The 21,658-nt window shown below is 40.6% G+C and carries 25 protein-coding genes; 24 read left to right on the forward strand and 1 reads right to left on the reverse strand.

Going from position 1 to position 21,658, the window contains the following annotated elements; genetic code table 11:
* Positions 1-12: 12 nt before the first annotated feature.
* The 3 genes from BLS14_RS02080 to BLS14_RS02090 all read left to right on the forward strand — a co-directional run bounded on the left by BLS14_RS02080 (position 13) and on the right by BLS14_RS02090 (position 2,557).
* Complete coding sequence (locus BLS14_RS02080) at positions 13-288, forward strand: barstar family protein (protein WP_090949180.1); 276 nt, start codon at positions 13-15, stop codon at positions 286-288.
* A 188-nt stretch (positions 289-476) separates the two neighbouring features.
* On the forward strand, positions 477-1,763 hold the full coding sequence (locus tag BLS14_RS02085) for an MFS transporter (RefSeq protein WP_090949182.1): 1,287 nt from the start codon (positions 477-479) through the stop codon (positions 1,761-1,763).
* Positions 1,764-1,873: 110 nt separating this feature from the next.
* A complete protein-coding gene (locus tag BLS14_RS02090) occupies positions 1,874-2,557 on the forward strand; it encodes an ArsR/SmtB family transcription factor (protein ID WP_090949185.1) in 684 nt (227 codons plus the stop codon).
* A 159-nt stretch (positions 2,558-2,716) separates the two neighbouring features.
* Here the strand turns inward: BLS14_RS02090 and BLS14_RS02095 are convergent, their stop codons facing one another.
* A complete protein-coding gene (locus tag BLS14_RS02095; RefSeq protein WP_076289586.1) occupies positions 2,717-3,283 on the reverse strand; it encodes a TraR/DksA C4-type zinc finger protein in 567 nt (188 codons plus the stop codon).
* A 205-nt stretch (positions 3,284-3,488) separates the two neighbouring features.
* Here BLS14_RS02095 and BLS14_RS02100 point away from each other — a divergent pair, with 205 nt between their 5' ends.
* The 21 genes from BLS14_RS02100 to BLS14_RS02200 all read left to right on the forward strand — a co-directional run bounded on the left by BLS14_RS02100 (position 3,489) and on the right by BLS14_RS02200 (position 21,620).
* A complete protein-coding gene (locus tag BLS14_RS02100; RefSeq protein WP_024630343.1) occupies positions 3,489-3,866 on the forward strand; it encodes a DivIVA domain-containing protein in 378 nt (125 codons plus the stop codon).
* A gap of 62 nt (positions 3,867-3,928) precedes the next feature.
* On the forward strand, positions 3,929-4,363 hold the full coding sequence (locus BLS14_RS02105) for an Rrf2 family transcriptional regulator (RefSeq protein ID WP_076289587.1): 435 nt from the start codon (positions 3,929-3,931) through the stop codon (positions 4,361-4,363).
* Positions 4,364-4,399: 36 nt separating this feature from the next.
* Positions 4,400-4,897: a metallophosphoesterase family protein gene (locus BLS14_RS02110; protein WP_090949187.1), complete on the forward strand. Its 498-nt coding sequence runs from the start codon at positions 4,400-4,402 to the stop codon at positions 4,895-4,897.
* Between the two features lie 230 nt (positions 4,898-5,127).
* Complete coding sequence (locus BLS14_RS02115) at positions 5,128-6,042, forward strand: sugar phosphate isomerase/epimerase family protein (protein ID WP_090949189.1); 915 nt, start codon at positions 5,128-5,130, stop codon at positions 6,040-6,042.
* Positions 6,039-7,211, forward strand: coding sequence for a Gfo/Idh/MocA family protein (locus BLS14_RS02120; RefSeq protein WP_090949190.1), 1,173 nt, complete (start codon positions 6,039-6,041; stop codon positions 7,209-7,211). Before BLS14_RS02115 ends, BLS14_RS02120 begins: the two co-directional genes overlap by 4 nt.
* 94 nt (positions 7,212-7,305) lie before the next feature.
* Positions 7,306-8,403 (forward strand): Gfo/Idh/MocA family protein, encoded by a 1,098-nt coding sequence (locus tag BLS14_RS02125; RefSeq protein WP_090949192.1) that lies wholly within the window; start codon positions 7,306-7,308, stop codon positions 8,401-8,403.
* A 201-nt stretch (positions 8,404-8,604) separates the two neighbouring features.
* Entirely contained in the window at positions 8,605-9,048 is a 444-nt protein-coding gene (locus tag BLS14_RS02130) for a hypothetical protein (RefSeq protein ID WP_072732452.1), read from the forward strand.
* Between the two features lie 29 nt (positions 9,049-9,077).
* On the forward strand, positions 9,078-9,665 hold the full coding sequence (locus BLS14_RS02135; RefSeq protein WP_176854275.1) for a hypothetical protein: 588 nt from the start codon (positions 9,078-9,080) through the stop codon (positions 9,663-9,665).
* A 221-nt stretch (positions 9,666-9,886) separates the two neighbouring features.
* A complete protein-coding gene (locus BLS14_RS02140; protein ID WP_072732453.1) occupies positions 9,887-10,393 on the forward strand; it encodes a hypothetical protein in 507 nt (168 codons plus the stop codon).
* 206 nt (positions 10,394-10,599) lie between these two features.
* Complete coding sequence (locus BLS14_RS02145; RefSeq protein WP_090949197.1) at positions 10,600-11,382, forward strand: nucleoside phosphorylase; 783 nt, start codon at positions 10,600-10,602, stop codon at positions 11,380-11,382.
* Positions 11,383-11,646: 264 nt separating this feature from the next.
* Positions 11,647-12,300 (forward strand): lysozyme inhibitor LprI family protein, encoded by a 654-nt coding sequence (locus BLS14_RS02150; protein ID WP_072732455.1) that lies wholly within the window; start codon positions 11,647-11,649, stop codon positions 12,298-12,300.
* A 238-nt stretch (positions 12,301-12,538) separates the two neighbouring features.
* Positions 12,539-12,967: an NUDIX hydrolase gene (locus BLS14_RS02155; protein WP_072732456.1), complete on the forward strand. Its 429-nt coding sequence runs from the start codon at positions 12,539-12,541 to the stop codon at positions 12,965-12,967.
* A gap of 136 nt (positions 12,968-13,103) precedes the next feature.
* Positions 13,104-13,907, forward strand: a complete 804-nt coding sequence (locus tag BLS14_RS02160; RefSeq protein ID WP_090949200.1) for a hypothetical protein — start codon at positions 13,104-13,106, stop codon at positions 13,905-13,907.
* 290 nt (positions 13,908-14,197) lie between these two features.
* Positions 14,198-14,746 carry an ATP-binding protein gene (locus tag BLS14_RS02165; protein ID WP_072732458.1) on the forward strand — a complete coding sequence of 183 codons (549 nt, stop codon included), beginning with the start codon at positions 14,198-14,200 and terminating at the stop codon, positions 14,744-14,746.
* A 529-nt stretch (positions 14,747-15,275) separates the two neighbouring features.
* Positions 15,276-15,863, forward strand: a complete 588-nt coding sequence (locus BLS14_RS02170; RefSeq protein ID WP_090949201.1) for a histidine phosphatase family protein — start codon at positions 15,276-15,278, stop codon at positions 15,861-15,863.
* A gap of 704 nt (positions 15,864-16,567) precedes the next feature.
* Entirely contained in the window at positions 16,568-17,503 is a 936-nt protein-coding gene (locus BLS14_RS02175) for an acetamidase/formamidase family protein (RefSeq protein ID WP_090949203.1), read from the forward strand.
* Between the two features lie 167 nt (positions 17,504-17,670).
* Entirely contained in the window at positions 17,671-18,222 is a 552-nt protein-coding gene (locus BLS14_RS02180) for a 2'-5' RNA ligase family protein (RefSeq protein ID WP_072732459.1), read from the forward strand.
* A gap of 181 nt (positions 18,223-18,403) precedes the next feature.
* Positions 18,404-18,970: a histidine phosphatase family protein gene (locus BLS14_RS02185; protein WP_072732460.1), complete on the forward strand. Its 567-nt coding sequence runs from the start codon at positions 18,404-18,406 to the stop codon at positions 18,968-18,970.
* A 295-nt stretch (positions 18,971-19,265) separates the two neighbouring features.
* Complete coding sequence (locus BLS14_RS02190; protein ID WP_139295601.1) at positions 19,266-19,595, forward strand: hypothetical protein; 330 nt, start codon at positions 19,266-19,268, stop codon at positions 19,593-19,595.
* A 285-nt stretch (positions 19,596-19,880) separates the two neighbouring features.
* The gene (locus tag BLS14_RS02195; RefSeq protein ID WP_256336118.1) at positions 19,881-20,987 is read left to right on the forward strand and encodes a DUF3626 domain-containing protein; all 1,107 of its coding nucleotides are present in this window, start codon (positions 19,881-19,883) and stop codon (positions 20,985-20,987) included.
* A gap of 117 nt (positions 20,988-21,104) precedes the next feature.
* A complete protein-coding gene (locus BLS14_RS02200) occupies positions 21,105-21,620 on the forward strand; it encodes a phosphotransferase-like protein (protein ID WP_090949207.1) in 516 nt (171 codons plus the stop codon).
* Positions 21,621-21,658: the final 38 nt, after the last annotated feature.

The raw sequence follows: 21,658 nt of genomic DNA on the forward strand, positions 1-21,658 counted from the left end.
GACAGGACAGACATGAAGAGGGTAGTACTTAACGGTGAGGACTTTTCCAGCACAACAGAGCTGCATGAGCTATTGAAGCAAAAGCTTGAACTGCCAGACTTTTATGGTGCAAATCTGGACGCCTTGTGGGACTGCCTTACAGGCATGATTGAGCTGCCGCTTGAATTAACCTGGACGAACTACCAGATCAGCAAGAAACGGCTGGGTAGTGAAGCAGAGATGGTATACCAGTTGATGCTGGAGGCAGAAGAAGAGAGTATCGGATTTCAATTCAAGACTGAGGACTAGTACATGAACTACGAATCATAGCAGCAAATATTGGTGCAAAGAGAACAGACCATTCGGTCTGTTTTTTTGTGTTTATAGGGATATACACAACGTTAAAAATATTTTCACGAAAGGGTTGATTTTCGCATATCATACGTTAAAATAAAATTAACATTAAAAATATTTTCACGTTGAGAGGCGGAGTAATCATGAGCGAAGGTACAGTCGCACGCAAACAAGGGATCGGGGAATTAATTCGGATTAAACCATATGTGCAGTTTATGGTGAGTAAGGTAGTATCCAGATTCGGCGATTCGATTGATTCCATTGCCTATAGCTGGATGGTGTACATTTTGACAGGTTCAAAGCTGCTGATGGGAACACTGCTGGCAGTTAACTTTTTGCCAAGTATCTTTCTGGGGCTGTTTGTCGGCGCACTGGTTGATCGCATGTCGCCCAAAAAGGTGATTGTGCTCACGAATACTGGTCGAGGATTATTTGTTGGCATTACAGCACTATTATTTGGTCTGGGTGAGCTGCAAGTCTGGCATCTGTTCGTCATCACCATTCTGAATTCCCTTCTGGAATGTTTCGCGTCACCCGCTGAGGTATCCACTGTACCGCGATTACTTCCCAAATCAATGCTGCTGTCTGGTAATGCCATGGCATCATCTGCAACCCGGGTTGCAGAACTCGCAGGACTTGCAGTGGCGGGAACGTTAATTGCAACGGCAGGGATCACGTGGACGATATTGATCGATGCGGGCTTGTTTGCTTTAAGTGCACTCCTGATGAGCCGTGTGGGGTACCCGAAAACTCAAACATCATCTAACAATGAAAATAAAACATTAGAATCATCTGATTCTCCTCCAGCAAGAAAAAGTATATTCTCTGAAATGACAGAAGCCTTTCATTTTATGCGTAAACATGTGTTGTTACTGATCGTCTCCATTCTGTTTGCCTTTGTTAACTTTTGTCTGATGCCATTCAATGTTCTTCGCACGCCATATGTCATTGAAACGTTGCACGCCGGAGCGGGAGGATTAAGTCTACTCAGTGGGCTGATTGTGGCAGGCATGGTACTGAGTGGCTTGTGGCTGTCTCATCGAGGATCGAATTACCGTAAAAGTGTGCTGGTCATTGTAGGTATTGTCATGTTGGGGCTCAGTTATGCCATGACCGCACTCCCGGCTTACATGACGTCCTACCAGCTGCCTGTTGCTGCTGTCTTTTGTCTGATGATGGGTATGGGGATTCCACTTGCTACAACACCCCTTGCGTCCTATCTCATGGAAGTTACGCCTTCCGAGATGCTTGGCAGAGTGTATGCCCTTCAAACTATGCTCGTCGTGAGTGTTGCTCCATTAGGTAGCTTGGTTTCAGGAGCCCTTGCCGATTGGGTGGCATTGCCGATTCTATTTATCGTGTTTGGTGTTTTGCTTGCCATGTCAGCCGTTTTGGTGCTTCTGAGCAAGACTTTCCGCACCGTTCTATAAAAAGGCTTCCTCAAACGTGTTATCGCTAGCCTGTTTTGACCGTAACCCTGTCCGGACGGTATAATATACACATGATGGGCAACAGGTACCCCGGAAATGAGGATACAGGTATGCAGCGCAAAGTACTTTCAACGATTGAAGAAATCAAGGTCTACTCCGATCCGTATCGGATACAGATCATGAATATGTTTAATAAACAGGGTAGACCCTCTACGGTTAAAGAGATCGCAGACCAGATGGGCGAAGTGCCAGCCAAGGTACATTATCATGTGAAAAAACTGGAGAAAATCGGTCTGCTCACCATCGTATCCACTCGTGAAATTAATGGAATCATCGCCAAATATTATGAGCCCTTCAAGGGAGAAATCCAGCTCCGTAACGAAGATGAAGAGAATTCACCTTTGAAGGAGGTATTTCGTTCCGAAACCTTCAAATTGTTAAATGAAATGTTTGAGCAGAGCCGTCGGCGATTCATGAATCAGGCGGAAAACGGGGACCGTATGTTTATCTCAGATATGACGTTGTATGCTAGCCGGGAAGAAGTAGAGCAGTTGTACAACAACATTACGAAGATGTGTGAACCCTATTTAACGAAAGACAGGCATGATGCGGACCAAGAGGTCTTTCATTTATTCAGTTCCCTATCCAAAGATACGGTGAATAAGCCTGCTTCGGGAACCACTGGGAAATTGAAAAAGAAGGCTTCACCCGATAAGGGCAAGTCCGCTGCCAAAACGTCAAGACCTGCTAAAAAGCAGAAGGAATCCTCGTCTGGTGGTCAGGCGGAAGAGTAACCGAAGCATATTCATCGGCTTTATTGAAGTTCCGTCTGTGTAAAGATGATATGCTGGACCAAGAAAAAAAGCCGCCATTGGCGGCTTTTTCATGCGTAATTTGGCATGGTGAAAGACATGTACCTATCTAAGCGTAAACGACCTTAATTCGTTCATAAACTACATGTTTTCATCATAATCTTTCACGTCACGTTTGGCTGCAGTTGCGGGGGAGTTCGATGTGCCATATTCCTCGACGGCTTCCCAGGCGTCAGCGTTATCGAACTTGCCAGCATTGCGCTGTCTTACTTCACCGGCACCACTTGGCGGCATCGTCATGACTTCCTCCTCAACGGGCCGTTCGTTGCTTAACTCGCGGTTAGGCGTATCATCGATACAGTAGGCTGTGTAAGGGATCGCTTCGAGTCGTTCAAAGGGAATATCCTTACCACAGGTCACACATGAGCCATACGTTCCCTGTTCGATTCGCTCCAACGCTTCATTCACCTGGTTGAACTCGTCGGTTAACGTATCATCTATCGCCAAGTCACGGCTTCGCTCAAACGTCTCCGTACCAGCATCTGCTGGGTGATTATCGTATGATGACAGCTCGCCAGTTGAATCTTTCAGGGACTCGGCTGGAGCACCGTCTTCCATGCTGGATTCAAAATGACGCTGTAGGTTTTCACGTTGTTCCAAAAGAGCGTTTTTCAGCTCTTGAAGTTGATCTTTGGTTAATGTACTCATAAGGACATGCTCCTTTCCCGCAATGGGGTTGTAGTCAGTCCTTACCCGAATTTCATAAGAAGCAATCAGTTTCATGTGTAAAGAGGGTCGTTCGATTTTATATCTGACGGATAATGTGTTATAAAAAATATAGAGAGAAAATGCGGCGGTATCGAAGATCTTCTTGTGCTTACCGCGGCGCGTTTGATAATGGAGGGTTGTCAATATGGATGAGCATATGAAACGAAGATTGGACAAACAAAGACAATTGTTCAAGCAATTGGGCGTGCAGCTCGACGCTTTATCGATTCATGAAAAACAATTCAATTATAAACTTCGTGGTTATGATCCGGATGAGGTGGATGCCTATCTAGATTTGGTTATTAAAGATTACGAACGTTTCTATGCCAATATAGCGGATCTGATGGACAAGTGGCAAGAGCAGCAGTTAACGATTCGGGATCTGAAGTCATCGGCGAAGCCAGTGGAAGATCCAACGAAGATTGATCGCAAACAACTGGATGATATTGTGAAACAATTGGAGTACAGCGTTCGGCAGTTAAAAATCCGGGCACGCCCTGAACAGGACCTGTTTTCCGAGTAAGTCTACACATCTGGGATGATATGAAATCAGCATTATAATGCTCAAATAAAAGGTGGTTAATCATGAGTACTCATTTTTCGGTCAGTGTGCATTGTTTGTTGTTGTTGTCTTTCAGCGCGCCTGAACGAATCACTTCGGCACTGATTGCAGGTAGCGTGAATACCAACCCTGTTGTGGTCAGACGTATTCTCGGCGGGTTGAAAAAGGCAGGACTTGTGGACTCCTCACCAGGAACGAGAGGATTTTACCTTGCCAAGCCGTCAAGCGAAATCACATTAGCCATGATCTATCAGGCTGCCAAGGATGAAGGTCCATTGTTTCCGATTCACGGTAACTGTAATCCGAATTGTGATGTTGGCCTTCGTATTGATAGCCTTTTGACCAATTTGTATCAGGTTGCCGAAGCAAAGGTGGAACAGTTTTTCGCATCCATTACCCTTGAAGATATGGAGCGTTCCTGTTCCCAACTTGAAGTTCTTCCAACACATGCCGAATAAAGCGTAATGTAAGGGAAAGGGAAGGTGTGCTGTACTATGAAAATTATTGTCATCTCGGACACTCATTTACCTCGAAGAGCACGTAAATTACCCGATCCCTTGGTTGAGGCGCTATCAGATGCTGATCTGATTCTCCATGCGGGGGATTGGTCGGACTGGAGTGTGCACAAGCTGCTCAGCGCTTATGCACCCGTTGAAGGTGTTGCCGGTAATACGGACCCACCTGAAATAGGTCAAAAACTCGGGTTCTCCCGTATCGTTGAAGCGGACGGTTTACGTCTTGGTCTTGTACATGGTCATCTGGGATCGAAGTCTACAGAGCAGAATGCGATCCACACTTTTGCAGGACAGCAGGTGGATGCTGTGATTTTTGGACATTCGCACATTCCAGTGATGCATACGGTCAATGATGTGCTGATATTTAATCCGGGCTCTCCTACGGATCGGCGCTTTCAGCCCCAATATTCTTTTGGTATCATGACGACACATTTAGGGAAGTTGCAGGCGGAACATGTTTTTTATGATGTAAAATAGAAGTTGCAAACCAGGCATCTCGAATCAGAAGGATCTTCTGTTATTCGGGTGCTTTTTGTTATGTATGCATTCAAAAGGGAACTTGCAAGTTATCTCTGAATGGGGAATATGGTCCGCTGTTTATCTGTCATTCATCTCTTCTCGTTGCCCCCTATGGTGGCCTTCGTATGAATGATACAATGCGTTTACAACAATAAATTGAATACGTTTACATAAGGAGATGAATGTTGATGAAATTGTCTGTATTCACTGTTGCCACACCGGACTTGACCGCAGAAGAATTGGCTTCTGCTGCAGCCGCAGCAGGCATTGAAGGGATCGAATGGAGATATCGTGGAATACCGGCGGATGCTTTGTCCGAAGAACCTTCTTATTGGAGACATAATCGTTGCTCGATAGATCCGGATCAATGGGAGGAACAGGTACCTGCATTTTGTGAAGCGGCAAAAAAGCATGGCAGACAGTCGATTGCATTGGTGCCATATCTGAGCTGTGGAGATCTGCTTGCCACGGAGCAAGCATTTCAAACGGCACAAGCCTTAGGGGCATCCATGATGCGTGTTGGGGTTCCCGGCTATGATCGCAAAACCAGTTATCCTGAATTATACAAACAAGCTGTGCATTATCTGAATGAGGTTCAAGAGATGGCCCAACAGTATAAGGTAAAAGCTGTAGTAGAGACCCATCACCAAACGATTGCCCCCACTGCATCACTGGCTTATCGGCTCGTGCAATCGCTGGATTCACAGCATGTAGGAGTATTGTACGATCCAGGTAACATGGTCCATGAAGGATATGAGAACCATCGTATGGGACTGGAATTACTGGGACCTTATCTGGCACATGTGCATGTGAAGAATGCGGCTTGGTTCAAGGATGAATCAAACAAGAATTCGAATTCCAGTGTGAATGAACAAAATACAGAAATCTTGCTAACATCAAACTGGCATTGTCAGTGGGCCCCCTTGACTGAAGGCGTGGTGAACTGGTTGCAAGTATTCCGTGACCTTAAATCCGTTGGGTATGATGGATATTACGGGATTGAGGATTTTAGCGGGGTCTTGCAATCGAAGGCGATGTTACAGCATTTTGCAGATGTTTTTGCCGAAATTGAACGTCGTGTGGACGAGGAGGTACAGGTATGAGTTTGGTTCGAGTAGCCGTTATTGGAATTGGGAATATGGGTGCAGCCCATGCCAGAACGTTGGTAGCAGGAGAGGTACCTGGTGCAGAACTGGTGGCTGTGTGTGATGTGAGACAAGAAATGGAGAGCTGGGTATCCAGCAATCTTCCGGCTTCAGTCACCTATTGGCAGGATGCGGAGCAGATGATGTCATCAGGGACGATTGATGCGGTAATTATAGCAACCCCGCATTATGACCATCCCGAAAAGGCCATTCAGGCTTTTCAGAATGGTTTGCATGTCATGATTGAGAAACCTGCCGGAGTATACACCAAACAGGTACGCAAGATGAATGAAGCCGCGGCTACCAGCGGCAAAGTGTTTTCCATGATGTATAACCAGCGAACCAACCCTTTATATATCAAACTAAAAGATCTAATTGCCTCGGGAGAACTGGGTGAGGTACGGCGTACCAACTGGATTATTACGAACTGGTATCGCTCTCAGAGCTATTATGATTCAGGCGGCTGGCGGGCAACGTGGGCTGGTGAAGGGGGCGGTGTCCTGATCAACCAAGACCCTCATCAACTGGACCTGTGGCAATGGACCATCGGCATGATGCCGGTGCGTATGCGTGCCTTCTGTTCATTCGGCAAATACCGGAACATTGAAGTGGAAGATGATGTAACGGCATATGTCGAATATGAAAATGGAGCAACAGGTGTATTCGTGACCACAACGGGGGAAGCACCAGGCACCAACCGATTCGAGGTCAATGGGGATCGTGGGAAAATTGTCATTGAAGATGGTCAGTTGACCTTTTGGCGTCTTCGTGAACCCGAGCCTGAATTCAATCAGAGATTTACCGGAGGATTTGGACAGCCGGAATGCTGGAAATGCGAGGTGCCGATTACCGGTGTGGAAACCGGACATCCTGGCCTGATTCGCAACTGGATCGATGCTATCTTGAACGGGACACCGCTCATTGCTCCCGGTGAAGAGGGTATCCATGGTTTAACATTGTCTAATGCCATGTTGTTGTCAACCTGGACCGATAACTGGGTAGATCTGCCGATCGATGAGGATTTGTTCTATGAGCATTTGCAGCAGCGGATTGCCAGTTCAAATACAAAGAAAGACAAGGCAGAGAGTGGCAGTCAACCTGCTGATCTGTCAAAGACATTTAAGTAAGTGGAACTTATACACCAGGCTGAACTTAAGGCGTGTACAGGATAACTGAACCGATAAACGGAAAATCCAATTGAATTGGAAAGGTGGAGAAGGTATGGCTAAAGACGGCATGTTTTATGCACCAAAGAGTCTGAAAAAAGAGATCGTATGCGGTCCAGGTGAGTTTACCATTGCTGCTGTGGCGTTGGACCATGGACATATCTACGGTATGGTTGGCGGGCTGGTGGAGGCTGGGGCAACGCTCAAATGGGTATATGATCCTGACCCAGCTAAAGTCGAGGCTTTTCGGAAACAGTTCCCGCAGGCACAGATCGCGGCATCTGAAGCGGAGGTACTTGCTGATGATGAAGTGCAGCTCGTAGCCGGAGCAGCCATTACATCGGAGCGTGCGCCACTCGGCATGAGAGTCATGGCCGCAGGCAAAGATTATTTTACGGACAAAGCCCCCTTTACCACACTGGATCAACTGGCCCTTGCGCGTGAAGAGGTTAAACGCACTGGGAAGAAGTATATGGTCTATTACAGTGAGCGTCTGCACGTGGAAAGTGCGGTCTACGCCGGACAACTGATCGAACAGGGAGCCATTGGCAAGGTTGTACAGGTTATGGGGACGGGGCCGCATCGATTGAATGCGGGTGGTCGGCCTGAATGGTTCTTCCAGCATGAAAAGTATGGCGGCATCCTCTGTGATATTGGAAGTCATCAGATCGAGCAGTTTCTGACCTTTGCTTCATGTACAGATGCAGAAGTGGCCTTCAGTCGGGTGAACAATTTCAATCATCCACAATTCCCAGAACTAGAGGACTTTGGCGAAGCATCACTTATCGGCAACAACGGGGCTTCCGGTTACTTCCGCGTAGACTGGTTTACACCGGATGGTCTGGGTACATGGGGCGATGGGCGAACGGTTATTTTGGGAACGGACGGATACATTGAGCTGCGTAAGTATATCGACGTGGCCAGAGAGGCTGAGGGCGATCAGGTGTACTTGGTTAACCACGAAGGGGAATACCGTTATAGCGTCAAAGGACAGGTCGGTTATCCATTCTTCGGTGAACTGATCCGGGATTGTCTGGATCGAACAGAGAATGCGATGACACAGGAGCATGCGTTTAAAGCGGCAGAACTCTGCTTAATTGCACAGCATAAGGCAATGAGTGAGAGAGTGGTATGGAGCAGTGGTGGGAAGTAAAGGGTTTTATTTAAGATAGTAATAGAATATGTAGGTGGAGAGCGGCCTGATGTAAAGGCCGCTCTTTTGTTTGTTGTAGTACCTTCGCAAATGGAACAATATGGTTTATTATGTATGTAGTTCAGAAATTGGCTTGATTGTGTGTTGTTTATGAAGTACATAAATTAGATGTTATACGGAACACTTCGAAAGCAGGAAAACATGAAAACAAATAAGGCGATGAGAAATTTATTGAATGAGCTTGCTAAATCAAAGGAATCGATCAGTTCGAATTTATTTAACCCTACTTTTCATGAATGGGACGATTGCATTTTAGTTGATGCTTCAAGTTTAAGAGAGACAGATTCTATTGAAGAAACCATTTATCAAGATCGAACAGATTTAGAAGCCTCAATTAATCATTATCATATAGAGGATTTAAGGACTGGAATAAAACTCATTTCGAATTGGAGAGAGAATATAAAGTTGAACTACCCTGAAAAAGACTTTATTTTAATTTTAAGTTCTACAATCGAAGGAGAAGATGTGGTGATTAGATTCTATCAATTTAGAGATCATGAACCTGAATGGATTAAACTAAACGATCTTGAAGGTTATAAAGAAGAAGCTATTTTAGTCATTGAGATTTTGAATGCAGTTCAATGAAGCGAAGTGCTTCGTATAACATAATATTCATGCTTTGGCTCCGATGGAGCCTTGGTCTGCTAGATGGATTTCGAGGAGGCATTTCGGCAGACAACCCCTTTGGGGTTCATGAATACAGAAACGTTATGCGAAACCCAGTAAAACATATTTATAAGTCTGAAGGAGGAATAATGAAAAACCTATTTCTTATTTTATCTTTTATACTGATCCTCACGGGATGTTCAATACAAAAAGAGCAACAAAAAAAGGATTTGGCAAGTGAGATGGATAGTGTTATCAATTACAAGTTGAACGCAGTAGAAGCGGAACATGCAGAAAAGGTCAATCAATGGTTAGCGAAAGCGCGAGATACTGGAGAAGTAGGACAATATTTCATTTATCAAGATGGTACTAATAAAGAAGATTTGTATTCTTACGTATATCGAAAAGGCTATATCGATTATGAGGTTTCATTTATTTATAACCCAAGTGATCCCAATAATAAAGGAAAGATTCATGTTACAGGGCTCAATAAAGATCTAAAAAACGACAATTTTGTACAAATCAAATCTATGAATGATCTCTCAATTCTCTTCATATTATCTGATGAAAGTTTAAAGAGTAAATTAAAAGATTAAATTGAGGTATTTCAAGGAAGACGGGGAATCGCATAACAATATATTCACGCTGCGGCCTGACGGCCCTTGGTTCGCCCGATGAGGAAGAAGCTGAATGTGAAATCAGGCGAACAACCCTGCGAACCTAACCGCATCGCGGCCGGCAGTTGAAGCTGCCTTAAGGTTCTCGGGTTCGTGAATACGGAAACGTTAAGTGAAATTACTGAAGAGAGGGAAAGTACTTGATTTTAGAATATTTAGATAAATATGCTCAGAAGGCTTATCGAGAGGTTACTTCAATAATAACTTGTCCAACTTTTTTATTTTCTAATGACCCTAATCTTACCAGAAATGAAGCAAATTATAATTACGTGTACATCCATGGATTCAATAGACTTATAAAGAATAATAGAATATCATCAGATCAATTGATTGAAGTGTTTTCTTTTCTTGAGAAAGAAATTGAGATATACCTTATGAAGCACTACACAGGTAAAAATTTTATGTATTACCTGAAGGCGGATGCTCTAGTCCCGGCATTTACAATAACAATTGTATCGCATTATGAAGATAAGGAGGTGCAAGAAAGTGTATCTTTATTTGAATTAATTGATTGGTACAAAGAAAATGCATGTTTTGATGGATTGGAGATAATTGCGAGACAGATAAGTGATGAAAGTAAAGAAGCAGAGTCTAAAGGAGCTTTTCCGGATTCAGTAAAAACATATACAAAGACAATTAATACCTAGACAGCAATTCAAAGAGGTTCGTAACTCCACTTAACATAATATTCACACATCGGGCATACGCCCTCGGTGCGGCTGAGGGATTTCAGGGAAGCAGGAGCAGGCGGACACTTCCGACTCCGTCGGACGTCGTGAATACTGGAACGTTATATGTAATAGCTGCAAAGAAATAATAAAAAAAATTTAAATTACTTTGGAGGTAAGTCGAGATGGAAAGCAGAAAAATCGATAGTAATGAATTCCCGATATTGGAATTTGATGAATCGCGAGTTGCAATAATAGAGGCAACTAATTTTATCAAGCCAAAAGAAGAATTTGAATACTGTGTAATAACATTTTTTCGAGATGTAATTGAAAAAATGAAAACGGAGGGAAAGTTGAAAGAAGTTGCATCTCTACATTGCGAGACTGTAGATTTGCCAATATATGAAACATATTATCAAGGAAAAAAAGTACATATTACTTTGGGGTATTTAGGAGCTGCAGGTTCAGCAGGATTCTTAGAAGAACTGATAGCCTATGGTTTTCAGAAATTTATAGTTTGTGGTGGTGCAGGTGTATTACAGAAAGACATTGCTGTTGGACATGTAATAGTACCAGTTTCGGCAGTGAGAGATGAAGGAGTATCATACCATTACATTAAGCCATCAAGAGAAGTTGAATGTAATCTAGAGGTATTAAAATTCATAGAGGACGATTTTAATATACATAATATAAGGTATATTAAGGCCAAAACTTGGACGACAGATTCATTTTATAGAGAGACTAAAGAAAAGGTTGAGTTGCGGAAAGCAGAAGGGTGTGTAACTGTAGAAATGGAAGCAGCAGCATTTATGGCTGTTTCACAATTTAGAAATGTAAAATTAGGTGTTATCTTGTATGGCGGTGATGATTTAAGTGGTGTCGAAGGGGATAGTCGAAGTTGGAATAGCAGATCAGAAATAAGAGAAAACCTTGTTCAAATATCAATGCGGATATGCAGTTCTTTATAACTGAAATAGCTATAATCCATTTATTAATGCATTTATTAAAAGGGAAATGCTAAATAGACAACACCGTATTCACGCTGCGGCCCCTGATGGGTCTTTGGTCTGCAAGGCGCATTTCGGAGAAGTGGATTCAGCAGACAACCCTGCGAGGCTAAGTGGCTGAGCCACCCGGTCTTAGCGGACCTTAAGCCTCTCGGGTTCGTGAATACAACAACGTTATGCACCATTACCGGTAAATATTAAAGATAATCTTTAAGGAGATAATTTATGAAAGGTAAGATACTCTTCTTATTTTTTATTACGATAATGTTTTCATCTTGTCAAAATATTAGTCAATCGACTACTTTGAATAGCGAAACTAAATCAATAATGAATTCTGAACTGCCTCCTGATGTAGAGAGTAAAGGTAATGGAACAGAATCGAAAGAAATAACTGAAGGTCGATCAGAGCCTTCTAACAATGAAGTGTTATCCATGAGAATTGGGAATTACGATTTGAAAGGAGAATTTTATGATGAAATGCTTCGAAATCCTATAGATCATGATTATGAATTAGAATTTAATGAATTTCAAAATTCCAAAGAGATTATTACAACAATGGGATGGGGAGCGTTGGAAAGCAAATATACAGAAATTTGGGATGAAGAGTTGAATCAAATATATAAAAAGCTTCTTTCTAAGTTGGATAGAGAACCAAGAGAAGCACTAATCGAATCGCAGAAAGAATGGTTACAGTATCACTTAAGGGAAACAAAATTTGTAGAGAAGACATTTATTAATAATGGTTACCTTGGATCAAAAGGATCGGTAAGCCTAGGCACGGTTATACGGGAGAGAATTAGGGAAAGAACAATGCAATTATTTGAATATCGATATTTGCTAGATAGTGAAGTTGAGTTTTTATACCAAAGTAAAAAATAGAGTTGGAATCTTGATCAAAGGTTTCTAGGTGATGCTTCGAAGACAGTAACGGCGCATAACAATGTATTCATGTTGCGGGGCTACCACCCTTGGTTATCAGATGTATAATCATGGAAGAACACTCAGACAACAAACGACCCAGCTTAAGATAAGAGCTATCTAAGGCTGGGTCGTTTCGTGAATACAAGAGGTTATGTGAAAGATATTCAGATCTAAATCAGAAGGGAAGCCAAACATAATGATCAGAGTCGATGTAGCTTATTCCTTAATTACTGACCCAACCAATTCCAAAATATTAATGGTAAGGAATGTAGATGATTCTAGTGACCGATGGTCACTTCCAGGCGGGGCTGTTGAAAGAGAAGAAGCATTAGAGCAAGCAGCAATAAGGGAAGCTAAAGAAGAAACTGGACTAGATATTAAAGTTCATGGAATAGTGGCAGTAAATGAATGTAAATTTCCGAAAAAAGAAGAACATGTAATATTTATAACATTTAAAGGTGAGGTAATCGGTGGGAATGAAGAAATAGTTAGACCTAATGAAATTTCTCAAATAGCTTGGATTGATATAGAGAGGGCTGAACAATTAATGCCTTATTATAAAGATGGATTAAGAAGACTAATAGATGGACATGAAATAACATATTTTAACGAAGGCAATAAGTAATTTTGTTAGTTGTTCGCGAGGTCCATTTCCCTAAGATAAGAGCTCTCTAAGGGGAATGGACCTCGCGAATACAGAAACGTTATTTGAAACTTTGGAATGGCGGAAAAAAGAAAAAACAATAAAGGAGATTACCTCAATGTGTACTAGTTTCGCTGTTCATTTAGACAAGACATTTATTGGTATGAACTTCGATATTTCTCGAAGACCAATCAAAATTATTATGATTGGCGAAGATCAACTATTAGTCCTTCAGAATGATGATGGACAATTTTATCCAGCCTTCGGTTTGAATAGTAGTGGTACATTCATGAATTTATTAATGGTCGATCCAATTGAAGAAGGCAAATATAGACGTGGCAAGAATTGCGTACATATCATGAAATTGTTTGATGAAATTCTTTCAGGACGGATCGAATTATCTCAATTAAGTGAATATTTAACCAATAACGTAATTGTTAATGTCCCGAGTCATAGTGTCCACAGTTTGATAGCCGGGAGAAATCAGAAGACATATATTGTTGAACCTGGAAGAAAGAACATTGATATTAACTCTTCCGATAGGGACTTCATGGTACTAACTAATTTTCCTGTATCGGATAATTTCAATAATGAATATAAGAATGTTGAAGGACCAGGAAAGGATAGATATATAAAGGCCTATGAAGTCATTACAAATAACAAAGAAACATTTAATATTGAAACAGGCCTTAACTTGCTTAAGGGTACAGCTCAGGAAAGTGGGGATTATCCAACCCAAATTTCGCTTATATTTGTTCCAGAAGAAAGTAAAGTTCATTTTACTTTGAATGGAGATTTTACAAAGATATTTGAATTCTCATTTATCCATAAGCAAATTCAGAGTATTGAAGGTTTTACAAGCAATAATAGTCTTAAACTCACCAAAAAAGGTATATTACTTTCAGAACTTGAAGATTGGTAATGATTGTATAGATATAGGAATAGGAATTCGAGAGTAATTCAATGAAGTACTAAACATCACATAACACTATATTCACGTTTAGGGCCATTCGGCCCTTGGTCCGACCGGAGTTAAAAGAGGATTAAACGAGGTATTTCAGCAGCAGGGAAGTAGATTCAGCCGGACCCACCCGCAACCACCTAACCGCATCGCGGCCGGTCCTTAGAATCTTAAGGTGATGAGATGTCGTGGATACGAGAACGTTAAGTGAAAGATCGGTATATACCATAATAGAAATAGGAGAGAATCTTATGGACCGCTTGGTAGTCATGACGGTAGGAAAAACTCATAGTGGCAAAACTACCTTTGCCAAAGAATTAGAATCGGTATTACAACAAGCTATTGTAATTGATCAAGATAATCATGCTGAATTTATTAATGAACACTACAAGAAACTTCGCCCTACAGAAGGCCCGAACACTTTAAAATTCTCTGTCACTGACGCAATTGTTAACTATGCTACGGAGCAAAGCAATTTCCACATTATCTTAAGTAACTCTAATTTGAATAAATCAGGAAGAGCAAAAGTTCTCCGATATTTTCATAATAAAGAATTTAAAAGTATTATTGTTTATTTTGATTTACCCAATGATTTACTGAAAGACCGTGTAATACGTACGCAAAGAAGCAAGGCTATATTTAGAAGTGCATCAAGCTTTTTGGAAGTATTGGAGAGACAAGAAAATTTTTCAGAAATACAACCTAGTAAAGATGAAGCAAATTATGTATTTATCATTAAGGATCCCAATAATACAGCGGAAATTATTCAACAAATAATAGCAATCACGGGTACTAGATGATTCGATGAAGGCTGATCCTTCAGATAACATTATATCCAAGCTGCGGGGTTTACGCCCCATTGTCGTCCCGATTTATAATCATGTTAGATAATCGGACGACACACAAGCCGACCTAAGATAGGAGCTATATAAGGCCGGATCGAGTCGTGAATACAATATCGTTAGGTGAAATTACTGTAAAGCAGGTCAGAGAGGAAAAACAAAGATGGAAGACCTATATCTTTTAATACATGACCCATCTAAAGATATTTCCACAAAAATTGACGAGATAGTAGACGACTTTTGGATATGGTCAGAGAAGCAAAAGCAGTACTAGAATGAGAAACCACAATGAATGTGAAACGATTATAGATAAACTAAGTGAAAGATCATAGGGCCCTTGATCTACCTGAAGTATATTTGAGAAGAGTAATCAGGCTGGTACCCATTCTCCTAAGATAAGAGCTATAAATAGGGAATGGACGTCGCGAATATTTCAATTATCGGAAAGATACGCAAATCTATAATTTAAACATTGAAGGAGAACTAAATGGCGACTATAGCACTGATAAGGCATGGTAGCACGAGTTGGAATAAAGAAGGACGAGCACAGGGTAACTCTGATATTCCGCTGGATCAGGATGGGATTAATCAAGCAGAACTTTTAGCAACGAGATTAAGATCAGAAGACTGGAATCATATTTATTCAAGTACTTTAGCAAGAGCAAAGCAAACTGCTCTTATTGTAGGGAGTGCTATCGGAGTAGATATTCACTTTGATGATCGTCTTCGGGAAAGGTCCGGAGGATTGATTGAAGGTACTACTGAAGAGGAACGAATAGAAAAGTGGGGAACAGGTTGGATAGAATTAGATCTTGGAATTGAGCCAATTGAGATCGTCCAAAAGAGGGGTGGAGGGTTTTTAGAAGAAATAATGATGAAGCACCAAGGTGAAAAGGTGCTGGTGGTTTCTCATGGTGCCTTAATTCAATTTAACTTTATCAATTTAGTTCCTGATTTTCCTACAAAAGATTTTGGCAATACATCAATAACTATTTTAAAGAAAATAGATAATCAATGGACATGTGAACTGCATAACTGTACAAAACATCTAGAGGGTAATATCAAAGAAGGCTAATCCATCTAATAACACCATATTCAAGCTTCGGGGCATTTGCCCTCGGTCCGGCAGAAGTTAGAGGAATATTCGGGGCTAGATTTTCAGTAGCGAGGAAGTGGAATCAGCCGGACACATCCAATCGATTAAGTGCGTTGATGTGTACCCGGCAGCTTCCTGCCTAAAGTCGATAGGACGTCGTGAATACCCGAACGTTATACGAAACACTTCGAAAGCGAGAAAAACATGAAAACAAATAAGGCAATGAAGAATTTATTGGATGAGTTATCTCAATCAAATAAATTCATAAATTCGGATTTATTAAATCCCAATTTTATTGAATAGGATAATTGTATCTTGATTTTAAGTTCTACAATCGAAGGAGAAGATGTGGTAATTAGATTCTATCAATCTAGGGATAATGAACCTGAATGGATTAATCTAAACGATCTTGAAGGATATAAAGAAGAAGCAATTTTAGTAATTGAGATTCTGAATCTAATTCAATGATGAGAAGTGCTTCGTATAACAAAATATTAAAGCTTCGCGCCATTCGGCCTTTGGTCCGGCAGATGCTTTTCGGGGATATGAAAGCAGTCGGACAAATCTTCACCGACTAACTGCATCGCGGCCAGCTCCTGACGGAGACTTAAGTCGGTGACGTCGCGAATACGAAACGTTATACAAAATTGGCATAAAGATAATACCGCATTGGAGGCGATATTATGGTGGTACACAAAATTGAATTATCCCAAGAAATATTAATTGGTTCATTTACTAAAGAAGTAACTCCAATCATTTCAGTGTCATCTGGTGATTCCATATGTTTTGAAACATTAGACGCAGGTTGGGGTACTGGGAGAAGTAATAGTGAGAGAAGGAAACCATTTTCAAGAAAAGAAAAAATTGATGGAGGCCACGCCTTGGTGGGACCTATTTATATTGAAGGTGCTAAGAAAGGCATGACTTTAGAGATTGAGTTTAATGATATTATACCTGGGCAATATGGTTTTACTGCTGCAGGTCAATATCCTAATTGGCAAAACCAGAAGTTACATTTGACCGAATTTAAGGAAATTAGCCTTGATTGGAAACTCGATAATAAATCCATGGTGGGAGTATGTGAAATCAACGGCAACTCCTTCTCGGTTTCATTACGACCTTTCATGGGCGTTATTGGAATGCCTCCAGATGACATAGGAATTCACTCTACTTGGCCGCCACGATATTGTGGTGGAAATATTGATTGTAAAGAGCTTGTGAAAGGCAGCAAATTGTATCTTCCTATTTCTGTCGATGGGGGTTACCTTGCTATTGGAGATGGTCATGCTTTGCAAGGGGATGGAGAAATCAGTTGCCAGGCTATTGAATGTCCGATGGAAGTTGTTGATATAACTGTAAATTTGATTGAAGGCATAGATTTGTTAACCCCCCAAGCTAATACTCCCGCAGGGTGGATTACTTTTGGGTTTCATGAAGATCTTAATGAAGCAACCGTTCAAGCTTTAGATGGAATGCTTACCTTGATGGGTGAGTTGTATGGTTTAAATCGTGTTGAAGCTATTGCTTTAGGGAGTTCTGTTGTTGATCTACGTATAACGCAAATTGTAAATGGGGTTAAAGGGGTACATGCCTGTCTCCCACATGGAATTTTGAAGTGATTCGAATGTAGCTCAGTACCTGAAATAAAGAAAACACATATGAATATCTTTCATGATTTTAATGTTTAGTGGTCTCAACTCATCATTAAGGAGAACCAAGCAAAAATGTACGATTAGTCATACGATTTTCCAATGAATAAGAATACAAAAGAAAGGATGTGGTTCGTTTGTTTGCTGTAGAATTATTCTTCAACAAAGAATTCGATGAGTACGTCAGAAAAGTATGGATGCACTTTGACAAAAAGGGAATCAGTTATTTTATGAATAGATTCGAGAACTTAAGTCCTCATATAACACTTGCCGTATATACGGATATTTCCGATTTGAAAGGATTTAAAGAACAACTGGAAATCTATTTTGATAATGTTTCTCCTCTTCGTTTACGATTTGATATCGTAGCTACCTTTCCAACCTCGGGAACGATATTTTTAGCCCCAACCATGACGGACGAACTTCAACGTGTACACAAGGATTATTATAATAAGTTAGACAAATATAATAATCAAGCGAGTATATATTATAGTCCAAATCAATGGAATCCACATTGTACCCTGGGAACACAATTAAGTAGAGAAGCGATAGCTAAGGGAATTCATGATGTAGTAAAGGAATTTGAACCTATGGATGGGATCATAGAAAGAATGAGTTTAGTGAAGATTGAGCTGTCAGAAGTAGGGAACAGGAATATAACCATATTTGAACAATCTTTTGAAAGTTAATTCAAAGAGGTCAGTTACTGCGTATAATATTATATTCACGCTGCGGGTATTCGCCCTGGTTCCGAAAGGAGTCGGAGCATACGCTGGGTAGTAAAACACAAGGGAATGGACGTCGCGAATATATCAACTTTATGTGAAATCATAGTGTGATATTTAATGAAAGCATCTAAAGGAGGCTTGTATGAAGACAATTATCTATATGGTTAGGCATGGAGAATCACCATACAACGAAGGAAATGAAAGAACAAGAGGGCTTACCCCAAAAGGAAAGATCGATATTGAAAAAGTAACGAAGTTACTTATAGGTGAAGGAATAGACATGATTATATCAAGTCCTTACACTCGAGCAATTCTGAGTGTTGAAGGATTGGCCAAGCACTTAAAGTTAGAAATTAAAGCATTCGAAGATCTTAGAGAACGACATTTTGCATCTTATAATATTGAAAATGCAGAGTTAATGTCTAGTATCAGAGAGAGTTTTAATGATTTTGATTATACCTTGCCGGGTGGAGAGTCCAATGCTGATTGTCAGAAAAGAGCACTCTCAGTTCTAAAACCCTTACTAAAAGAGAACAGAGGGAAGAAAATAGCAATCGGGACTCATGGTCTTGTGATGACTTTGATGATGAATCATTTTGATTCAGCTTTTGGTTTGGAGTTTTTGAATCAATTAAAGAAACCAGATATTTATAAAATGCAATTCGAGGACTTAGAATTAAAGAAAGTAACAAGAATGTGGAATGATTAAATTTCCTAAGGTATAGAAAGAAAACTGTGATCTTACTTGAAAGAGTATTCACGCTGCCTTGGTCTTGCTGGAAGCAATTCGGTGAAGTGTGAGCAGGAAGACAACACTGAGAGGCAAACTGAGCAAGCGCAGCCGGATTTTTTGGTTCTTAGACTTCTCGGCGTCGTGAGTACAGGAACGTTAGATGAAAGCATCCAAATAAAATAAAAACATCTAAGAAGAGTAAAAAGAAAAAATGATAAAATCTATTAGTATTGATGCATGGAATGGGACCACATTTAAGGAAGAAGTCATTGTGAATCCTACATGGATGGACACTTTAAGTTTTTTAAGAAAACTCGATGGAGATAAATTTACATTAGTATTTTTTGAGGTATCAGACACCGATTCAGCATTAGTTGGGGGCGGACCTGAATATTTCATTGTGTCTATTACAATTGATGATACTATATATACTCTTATGAACGATAAACAGGATAACTGTGAAATTCCCCTGGTTGTTGGTGGTCAGTTAGGCAATTATTGTGATAACATTTGTATAGAATTAATTCCCATGCTTGAAGTAATACGGTATTTTTATGAAACCGGAAAACTACTCGAATTACATAAATGGAAACAAGAATAAAATTACTCTGAATGTAACTCGAAGAAATGAGTGACATCATCTAATGGGCAGCAGGGTTCGTGGTCCGGAAGAGCAGATTCACCGGACACTTTCAACCTGCTAATTGGCAAAGCCACCTGTCACTAATTGCCTAAAGCCACTTAAACATTGCGACTTAAAAAAACTGCGAACGCTTACATAAAGGCTATGAAATTATGCGTTACTGCAGGGAATGATGATGCTCCTAATAGCCTTGTTTTTAAAAGTAGGTTGAGGTCTCAATTTTAGAAAAGGATGGTGTTTCTTGTGTCGAACAACAGACAACTTACAAGATCTCAGAACGCAGCGATTGAATATATAAGTAATGACGCAAGATCCCAAAAAAGAGAAGCTCAAGCATCACTCAAAGAAATTTTTCATTTTTCGAATATTCCTTGGAACACCTTTGAAGAAGCAGTTCATAAGATTAAATCCCATGCAAGGGTGGCTTTGCATTTTCATCCGGATCGTCCGGTTTTAGATATGAAAAGTGTTGCTCAATCTTTATTAGAGCAGGGAATCTATAAAAGTCAGTTCGAGACATTCATATCCAATGGGAGCGTATCTGCATACGTAGGTGGTGCAAGAGATCTTTGGGAGGAAAAACTATTTGGCGGAGCATATCAGTTAGAAGGTGCAACCAACTTTGAACGGCCAAAGTATGGTGCTCTTCATTTGTTGTTACATCCGGATGGACCGTCTCCACGATTCGGCTCTTGTTATTTTCTTTTAAAACCGAATGCTTCATATCGCTGTACGTTCACTTACGGTGGCTCTCAAGATGCTCCAAAGGAAAAGGGGACATATGAGGAATTAGACGATATTTTATCTGCGCTTTTTACGGATGCTTTCTTTCGGGATTATGCTATTGGAGAAAAAGATCTTACTCCTAAAAAATTGATAGATCAGCTATTGTACAATCTGGAACGTCCGTTAGAGGATCCGTCAAAACTGGCCCCACATCGGAATCTTAACCATTTTATCGAAACTCAAATTCATGGAGATATATATCTTGAAGATGATGTGGAAATTTTAGTGGCTGACCCATCGTTCAAAGGAACGGAAATAGGGAATTATTTAGAGCAAATCTGCATCAAATATTCCATTGAACTATTTTGGCATATGGGATTTGCGATGCGTGTAGAGGAAGTGCCCTCTGATTTTAGGGGTCCAACCATGCCATCATTAGCGAAGCGAATTGCAAGGAATGGTCACATCGACGCAAGTGTGATCGGGAATGCTGTCAACGATTTGAAACGCAATCCTGATCTTTGGTCTGACAGAGGTAATTACGAAGAAGTGCTTCAGGAATTAAAATACATGTGGCATATACTCGTTCGATATGGTAAATCGATTGCTGACCAGAGTAATTAATTTTTACTGGAAATACTGGTTGAATCAGTGAAGGCGGGGTTCGGAAGTACATTTTTAGTGGAGATCATAAGAATCATAGACACTTTAAATATAACTCGCGCAAAGGAAGATGAGAAAATGGATAAAGGGAAAATTATATTTCTGAATGGGGTAACCAGTTCTGGTAAAACTTCAATCGTAGAAGCGATGCAAAATTACGATGAACCCTTTTTTTATGTTGTGGCCAATGATCTTTTTGAAAATACGATTGGTGATAAACATTTGCAAACAGACTACTGGAAGTATTTAAGTGAAGCCATCATTCTAATGTATCATACAGCAAAATTATTTTCGGATCATGGAAAGAATGTTTTAATCGATGGGGTACTTGTTGAAAGGCCGGAATTAAAGCCACATTATGATAAAGTCCAAGATATATTTGATGGATATCCTTTGGATATCGTTAAGGTGTACTGCCCGTTAGATCTTTGTCGTAAGCGAAATATAGAACGTGGTGACAGAAGAGAGGATCAATCCGATGAGCAAAATAAAATAATGTCGCAACACATTCGCTATAGCTTTTCAGTGGATACGAGTTTGAATACGCCGGAAGAATGTGCAGAAATGATTATCACATCACTATTCAAGGAATAATGATTTGAAATATCAGTTTAAGGAATCAGAATCAGGTA

The organism is Paenibacillus sp. OK060 (assembly GCF_900101205.1).
Lineage (GTDB): Bacteria > Bacillota > Bacilli > Paenibacillales > Paenibacillaceae > Paenibacillus > Paenibacillus marchantiae.

Coding starts and splice junctions, on each gene's coding strand:
- BLS14_RS02080 (WP_090949180.1), top strand. CDS start 13: ATGAAGAGGGTAGTACTTAACGGTGAGGACTTTTCCAGCACAACAGAG.
- BLS14_RS02085 (WP_090949182.1), top strand. CDS start 477: ATGAGCGAAGGTACAGTCGCACGCAAACAAGGGATCGGGGAATTAATT.
- BLS14_RS02090 (WP_090949185.1), top strand. CDS start 1,874: ATGCAGCGCAAAGTACTTTCAACGATTGAAGAAATCAAGGTCTACTCC.
- BLS14_RS02095 (WP_076289586.1), bottom strand. CDS start 3,283: ATGAGTACATTAACCAAAGATCAACTTCAAGAGCTGAAAAACGCTCTT.
- BLS14_RS02100 (WP_024630343.1), top strand. CDS start 3,489: ATGGATGAGCATATGAAACGAAGATTGGACAAACAAAGACAATTGTTC.
- BLS14_RS02105 (WP_076289587.1), top strand. CDS start 3,929: ATGAGTACTCATTTTTCGGTCAGTGTGCATTGTTTGTTGTTGTTGTCT.
- BLS14_RS02110 (WP_090949187.1), top strand. CDS start 4,400: ATGAAAATTATTGTCATCTCGGACACTCATTTACCTCGAAGAGCACGT.
- BLS14_RS02115 (WP_090949189.1), top strand. CDS start 5,128: ATGAAATTGTCTGTATTCACTGTTGCCACACCGGACTTGACCGCAGAA.
- BLS14_RS02120 (WP_090949190.1), top strand. CDS start 6,039: ATGAGTTTGGTTCGAGTAGCCGTTATTGGAATTGGGAATATGGGTGCA.
- BLS14_RS02125 (WP_090949192.1), top strand. CDS start 7,306: ATGGCTAAAGACGGCATGTTTTATGCACCAAAGAGTCTGAAAAAAGAG.
- BLS14_RS02130 (WP_072732452.1), top strand. CDS start 8,605: ATGAAAACAAATAAGGCGATGAGAAATTTATTGAATGAGCTTGCTAAA.
- BLS14_RS02135 (WP_176854275.1), top strand. CDS start 9,078: ATGCTTTGGCTCCGATGGAGCCTTGGTCTGCTAGATGGATTTCGAGGA.
- BLS14_RS02145 (WP_090949197.1), top strand. CDS start 10,600: ATGGAAAGCAGAAAAATCGATAGTAATGAATTCCCGATATTGGAATTT.
- BLS14_RS02150 (WP_072732455.1), top strand. CDS start 11,647: ATGAAAGGTAAGATACTCTTCTTATTTTTTATTACGATAATGTTTTCA.
- BLS14_RS02155 (WP_072732456.1), top strand. CDS start 12,539: ATGATCAGAGTCGATGTAGCTTATTCCTTAATTACTGACCCAACCAAT.
- BLS14_RS02160 (WP_090949200.1), top strand. CDS start 13,104: ATGTGTACTAGTTTCGCTGTTCATTTAGACAAGACATTTATTGGTATG.
- BLS14_RS02165 (WP_072732458.1), top strand. CDS start 14,198: ATGGACCGCTTGGTAGTCATGACGGTAGGAAAAACTCATAGTGGCAAA.
- BLS14_RS02170 (WP_090949201.1), top strand. CDS start 15,276: ATGGCGACTATAGCACTGATAAGGCATGGTAGCACGAGTTGGAATAAA.
- BLS14_RS02175 (WP_090949203.1), top strand. CDS start 16,568: ATGGTGGTACACAAAATTGAATTATCCCAAGAAATATTAATTGGTTCA.
- BLS14_RS02185 (WP_072732460.1), top strand. CDS start 18,404: ATGAAGACAATTATCTATATGGTTAGGCATGGAGAATCACCATACAAC.
- BLS14_RS02200 (WP_090949207.1), top strand. CDS start 21,105: ATGGATAAAGGGAAAATTATATTTCTGAATGGGGTAACCAGTTCTGGT.